This is a genomic window from Paraburkholderia sp. RL17-381-BIF-C (genome assembly GCF_046026435.1).
In the GTDB taxonomy this organism is placed as follows: domain Bacteria; phylum Pseudomonadota; class Gammaproteobacteria; order Burkholderiales; family Burkholderiaceae; genus Paraburkholderia.
Genome location: NZ_JARESX010000148.1, coordinates 1 through 5592 on the forward strand (window position 1 = coordinate 1; position 5592 = coordinate 5592).

Consider the following 5592-nt stretch of genomic DNA (forward strand, 5'->3'; position numbering starts at 1 on the left):
CGACGGCGCCTGCAAAAAAAGCGCTTTCATGATTGCTCCGGCAACTTGTGTTCTATAGGGAAAATTTCGCGTTGCGCGAGCGAACTGTATGTCATTTCAAAGTCCATCGGATGCTTCAGTGGAATCCGGCGCATTTATACGGAAGGATTGATCGGGTTGCTGGACGGTGCGACCGGCACGCGCGCTCCGCGCCACACGACGTGAGAACCGAACGCTCCCGCAAGCCATTGCAACGCCAGCAACGTATCACGCAGCGGCACGAGTGGCAGATCTCGCCAGAACGAATGTGAATCACGCGCGCCACGCGCGTGGAGCACTATTCGCGCGGCCACGCCTATGGCCGAATTCACCGCCAGCGCCGTTGCTCCCCAGGGATGCGCGCTCGCTAGCTCGCCCGAACGGAAATCTAACGCCAGCCATGCACCGGCCACAATCCATGGTGTGGCAAACGTGATGATGAGCGACGCGAACCCCGGCTGATTCACTGACCGGATCGTACGCAACCAGCGGGTTTCCCTCAGCCACAGGGTCGCGAATGTCGGTTCAATGACGTCCGTAGCGACCATCACAGGTGACAGCACCGTGCGGAGTCCAAGGTTACGGACGTGCTCGGCGAGCCAGTAGTCGTCGGCCAGGCAATCTTTCAGCACGGCGAAGCCGCCGATGCGCTCAAGCGTCGTGCGTCGCAATGCGAGGGTCGCGCCAAAGCCAAACCGGCGGGAGCCAACCGCGTGCGCCACCCGCACAGAAGGCGCAAACCACTCGTTGATGAAGAGCGCGCCCAGGCGAGGCCAGAAGCCACCCACACTCTGCGCGACGTAAAGACACGTCACCACGCCGACTCCGGCATCGGCCAACGGCGCGGAGACAGTACGCAAATAGTCGGAGTTGACTGCGATATCGCTGTCGGCGATCACGATGATGTCGTACTTGGACCGTTCAACCAAGTTGATGAGATTACTCACCTTCAGATTGCAGCCATGCACCCGGGAATCGATTGCGAGTTCAATGTCGCGGTCCGGATACGCAGCCTGCAAACGCCTCACAACTGGAATTGCGGCATCGTCGGGCGAAGACACGCCGAACAGAATCTGGAAGTGGGAATGCGTCTGCTCGCAGAACGTGGCGAGATTCTCGTATAGCCTCGGCTCAGCCCCGCACAAAGGTTTCAATACGCTGACGCCGTCGACCATTGCTCCGTACTGCTGGAATCGGTTTTTGCCCGACCGGCTCGCGCGCAGAAACGGTGTCGCGAGCGCTGCGACGACCGCGTATAGCGTGGCCATGAAGCACAGCACAACCAGTGGCCACCGGAAAGCGGACAGAACGACGTGCATCATTGAACAGTACCCCGTGCTACTTCTCTCGATGACCGGCCCGACCGGCCAACGCGCATCCAATACAGTTGACTACCGGGACGCAACAGCAGTTTTCATCGGATCTCGAGATGGTGGTGTAGGCGAGGCCCATGTTATTGATCTCGCGCAATGCCTTTGCAATTGCGTTATCGAAGCTCTCGCAGCAGACCGGAAATAGTGCTTCCCGGTTAGGCGCGACGGCATATTAAACGCGTCCTCGCTCCCGATATACGCGACAACCTCGAAAACACCTTTACAGAATTAGCCTGTACGACATGCGTGAGCTGTTGCGCTAAACCGAATGCGCTGCTCGGAATACCAAGGGATGACTCGAAACAGAACGGTTCCAAAGCCTCCGATTTACTCACCGTTTCGACAACAGTCTCTTCCTGCGACATCGACGAATACAGGGTAGTCATCCCCATAGAATGGCGATTGCCAGGTGCGGCGCTCCGCCCTGCATATCGATGATGTGATGGCAAATTTCTACGAAAGCGCGCCCCTCTCAAAAGCGCGGTCGATATTTACCCAGCAAAGCTCTCTTGGAGTTTTTATGAAATCAGCAGTCGTTCAGACGATCACATTGTGTGTCGCATCCATCATCTCGGTTTCGGCGCTGGCACAGACCGCAGCGTCCGACGATATAGCGTCGTCCGCGCCCGTGGCTGCACCCCAAGCTGCGCCCCAATCCGGCCCGAAAGCGCGTCGCGCGCAGAATCACCTGGTGCAGAAGAACGTTCGGCACGCGCTGACTGCATCGAAGGGGCTTAACTCGTCGGGAATTTCGATTCTTGCGAAAGACGGTGTGGTGACGCTGGTCGGCAGTGCGCCGGATGACAAGCAGATCGCTCGCGCCGTTACCGTTGCGCAGAGCGTCGCCGGTGTGCAGCGCGTCGACAATAGACTGAAGGTATTCCAACCCGGTAACTAAGCAAGCGCGGCGGCTGGCAGATCATGCGACAGCTGTCTTCAGCCGTTTCCGCCCGCGAGGCGTACGTTTGCGCGCCTCGCCTATCGCCCATTCGCATTCGGCCCCGACCTATGACAAAATAAGCCACGCATAACATCGAGCAGTTGCGCACAACTGTACCGCCCCCTTGAACTCGCTCTCGGCTACCGTCTCAATGTCCTTGGTCAACGGCTTTCTAGCCGGCGCAGACCCCATGGCGATTGAGAGGCTGGCTGAACGATCCGGCATCCCGCATGCATTGCTGCACAGACCGGGAGCGCGCGTTACGCAGGAGCAGTTCTCAACACTCTATCGGTTGCTTGCGGCCGAATATGACGATGAAATGCCTGGCATTTTCAGCCGGCCATTGCGCAATGGCACGCTCAAGTATCTGTGCCTCAGCCTGCTCGACGCTCCTCGGCTGGATGTCGCGATGCATCGGTTCGGGCAGTTCTTCCACCTGATTCTCGACGACTTCACCGTGAAGTCGCAACGCGACGAGTCGCTCTGCAGGATCGAACTCATCGCGAACGAGGCAAACAGGTCTCAGAATGCGCTTGGCCAGGAGCTGATGTTAAAGCTCGTGCACGGTGTGGCGTCCTGGCTAATCGGGCAGAAAATCCCTCTGGTCAAGGTGGAGTTCGATTTCCCGCGGCCATCGCGGGAGACCGACTACCTTTACCTGTTTCCCGGACCGGTGCATTTCGCTTGCACTCAGACCTGCATGTCGTTCGACGCCAGATATCTCGACATGGCCATCCGGCAACACAAGTCCGATCTGAAGAAGTTTCTGGCGCGCGCGCCGGAAGACTGGATCTTCGTGTCGTTCGCCGAACAGATGGTTTGTCACCAGGTTCGCCAATACATTGCGGGTTGCCTGCCCGAGATTCCCACAATCGGAGTCGTCGCACAGGGTCTGCACTACTCAGTGAGAACGCTGTGCCGCCGCCTCTCGATTGAGGGTACGACCTTCCAGGCAATCAAAGACGAACTGCGCCGTGACATTGCTGTCCAGCGTCTCACGCGTTCGGCCGACGCCATCGGCGTGATTGCCTACGAAGTGGGTTTTGACGATCCGACCGCCTTTCACCGCGCGTTCCGCCACTGGACGGGCAGTACGCCGCAGGCCTACCGCAAGATGATTTGAGTGATTTGCGCTCAAGGCTACGCCGAGGGCTTCGCTGCATCGACGAGATGCTTGCCAAATCGCTGCTTCAGAACCAGTTTCTGGAGCTTTCCGGTCGCGGTCAGCGGCATCTCGGGAACGAAAACCACATCATCTGGAATCCACCACTTGGCGACCTTGCCATCGTAAAACGCCAACAATTGCTGCGCGCTCAATGTGCTGCCAGCACGCCTCACCGCAATCAACAGCGGACGCTCGTCCCATTTCGGGTGCTCGCACCCAATGCAAGCCGCTGATTCGATCTCGGGATGAGACATTGCGACATGTTCGAGTTCGATCGATGAAATCCATTCGCCGCCGGATTTGATGACATCCTTGCTTCGATCCGTAATCTGCATATAGCCATCAGAATCGATCGTTGCAACGTCGCCCGTTGAGAACCACCCGTCTTCCAGCGCCGTTTGCTCGACGCCGTAGTAACGATCCAGCACCCAGTGGCCACGCGCCATCAGATCGCCCGCCGATTTACCGTCCCACGGCAACTCCACGCCGCCCGAACCGACGATCTTCAGATCGATGCCGGGCACGGCGCGCCCCTGTTTTGCATCGGTGCACTTCTGCTCCTCAGCGGACTTCTCCTCGTAGCCATGCGACGGCGAGCATACGGTGCCGAGCGGCGACAGTTCCGTCATACCCCACGCATGCACGGCTTTGATGCCAAGCTCGCGCAACGACGAAGCGAGTTGCGGCGGGCACGCCGATCCCCCGACGATCGCGCGCTTGAAGTGCGTGCTGTGCTTGCCCGCACGCCGCATGTAGTCGACGAGGCCAAGCCAGATGGTCGGCACGCCGGCCGAGAAGGTGACGCCTTCCTGTTCGAACAGCGTCCACAGCGACTCGCCGTCGAGCTTCGGCCCGGGGAGCACCAGCTTGGCGCCCACGAGCGGCGCCGAAAACGGCAACCCCCACGCATTGACATGGAACATCGGCACGACGGGCGCAACCGTATCCGTCGCGGACAGACACAGCGTATCCGGCAACGCCGACCCATAGGCCATCAGACTGAGCGAGCGATGGGAATACAGCACGCCTTTCGGATTGCCGGTCGTCCCGGACGTGTAGCACAAAACCGCTGCGCGCTGCTCGTCGAAGCGCGGCCAGTCGAACGACTGAGGCTGACCGGTGATCAACGTTTCATAGCTCTCCAATGGCACGGCGAATGTTTCCGGCAATGCCGACTCGTCGCACAACATGATCCACTTCTCGACAAGCGGACATTGGTGAGCAATCTGCTCGACAAGCGGTGCAAACGACATGTCGAAACAGATGAACCGGTCTTGCGCGTGGTTGACGATATAGGCGATCTGCTCAGCGAAAAGCCGCGGATTGATGGTATGACAAACAGCGCCAATGCCGGATACGCCATAGTACATTTCCATGTGGCGATACCCGTTCCACGCGAGCGTGCCGATCCGGTCGCCAGGTTGGATCCCGTACGCCGTCAGCGCATTCGCGAGCTGCATCGAGCGGATATGGCAGTCGCGATAGGTGTAGCGGTGGATATCACCCTCGACGCGGCGCGACACGATCTCGACCTTACTGGAGTGCCGCGCGGCCTGCTGGAGCAACGACGACAACAATAACGGCGCGTACATCATCTGGCCAAACAGGTCCATGGGCTTGTCTCCGGTAGGGTCTTCACTCGCGATGCTTTGGAAGGTGTCGAACGCCCGGCATGACAAATATGGCCAGTCAGTCCAGTCGCAAACATCGCTGAGGGCAGCGTCAGGCTGCATGTTCAGTCTATTCTAGATTCGCCCGCTTCCCTGAGCATTAGCAAGCTTGGCCGATTCATTGACATAATCGGCCAATCCACTCCCGGCCAAGTCCGCGCTTTGTGCCGACGGAAAAACGGCAGCTTTTGTCAATGAAACGGCAGATTTCGCCATCGGGCGTACGCACGCGAGGCAGTAGGATGGGTCATCCGAGCTGCCGTCCATGCCCGAATTGCGGGTTTCGCATGGCAAGCCTCTCGTTCGCATACCCATATCAAGGAGACGGAGATGTATAGCGCACCCATCAAGGACATGCTGTTCGTGATGAAAGAACTGGCCGGTCTCGAAGACATCGCGATGCTGCCGGGCTTCGAAGACGCGAAT

5 protein-coding genes are annotated in these 5592 nt (G+C 58.8%); 3 read left to right on the plus strand and 2 right to left on the minus strand.

Features of this window, described 5'->3' with window-relative positions; translation table 11 throughout:
* Positions 1-134: 134 nt before the first annotated feature.
* Positions 135-1340: a bacteriohopanetetrol glucosamine biosynthesis glycosyltransferase HpnI gene (gene hpnI, locus P0D70_RS36095; RefSeq protein ID WP_408188034.1), complete on the minus strand. Its 1206-nt coding sequence runs from the start codon at positions 1338-1340 to the stop codon at positions 135-137.
* A 493-nt stretch (positions 1341-1833) separates the two neighbouring features.
* Here hpnI and P0D70_RS36100 point away from each other — a divergent pair, with 493 nt between their 5' ends.
* Both P0D70_RS36100 and P0D70_RS36105 read left to right on the plus strand, forming a co-directional pair.
* Positions 1834-2289 carry a BON domain-containing protein gene (locus P0D70_RS36100; protein WP_286162153.1) on the plus strand — a complete coding sequence of 152 codons (456 nt, stop codon included), beginning with the start codon at positions 1834-1836 and terminating at the stop codon, positions 2287-2289.
* A 193-nt stretch (positions 2290-2482) separates the two neighbouring features.
* Entirely contained in the window at positions 2483-3454 is a 972-nt protein-coding gene (locus tag P0D70_RS36105) for an AraC family transcriptional regulator (RefSeq protein WP_408188035.1), read from the plus strand.
* A 17-nt stretch (positions 3455-3471) separates the two neighbouring features.
* On the opposite strand, the gene P0D70_RS36110 is transcribed toward P0D70_RS36105, so the two are convergent.
* Complete coding sequence (locus tag P0D70_RS36110; protein WP_408188036.1) at positions 3472-5109, minus strand: 3-(methylthio)propionyl-CoA ligase; 1638 nt, start codon at positions 5107-5109, stop codon at positions 3472-3474.
* Positions 5110-5496: 387 nt separating this feature from the next.
* Between P0D70_RS36110 and P0D70_RS36115 the strand changes: the two genes are divergently transcribed.
* A partial coding sequence (locus tag P0D70_RS36115; protein WP_408188037.1) for an acyl-CoA dehydrogenase N-terminal domain-containing protein occupies positions 5497-5592 on the plus strand: 96 nt, incomplete at its 3' end.

Coding starts and splice junctions, on each gene's coding strand:
- hpnI (WP_408188034.1), bottom strand. CDS start 1,340: ATGATGCACGTCGTTCTGTCCGCTTTCCGGTGGCCACTGGTTGTGCTG.
- P0D70_RS36100 (WP_286162153.1), top strand. CDS start 1,834: ATGGCAAATTTCTACGAAAGCGCGCCCCTCTCAAAAGCGCGGTCGATA.
- P0D70_RS36105 (WP_408188035.1), top strand. CDS start 2,483: ATGTCCTTGGTCAACGGCTTTCTAGCCGGCGCAGACCCCATGGCGATT.
- P0D70_RS36110 (WP_408188036.1), bottom strand. CDS start 5,109: ATGGACCTGTTTGGCCAGATGATGTACGCGCCGTTATTGTTGTCGTCG.